At 47.4% G+C, this 329-nt stretch carries 1 protein-coding gene; it reads left to right on the top strand.

Translation table 11 applies throughout. The features are described from left to right. A partial coding sequence (locus tag CWC28_RS22170) for a hypothetical protein (protein WP_171038368.1) occupies nt 1-329 on the top strand: 329 nt, incomplete at both ends.

The raw sequence follows: 329 nt of genomic DNA, 5'->3' as shown, positions 1-329 counted from the left end.
CAGAAAGTGATGCTAGAGAGGGAGAAAGTTGTTTCAAGACAGCTCACTCACCAAAAAAGCCGCGTGCCAGAGAGAGGCGGCAAAGACAGAAGCGGGACATCGTTAAACAGAAGAACAATAATCCTGAAGCAGACCCATTACCCGGTCATTCGGAGGTAAGGGAGCATAAAACGGTATCTCCTGATCTGATGGAACAAGTCCGAAAGGATCTGGAAGCGCTGGTGGCAAATGAAAAGAAAATGACGTCCGGGCCTTCTAATGATCTGCTAAAGCCTTCCCAGCTTGGGAAGTACTTTGAAAACATCGAAGATGAATTCTGGGAACTGACC

It is taken from the genome of Pseudoalteromonas sp. S4492 (assembly GCF_005886115.1).
Lineage (GTDB): Bacteria > Pseudomonadota > Gammaproteobacteria > Enterobacterales > Alteromonadaceae > Pseudoalteromonas > Pseudoalteromonas gelatinilytica.
This window is presented reverse-complemented; position numbering and strand designations above follow the sequence as displayed.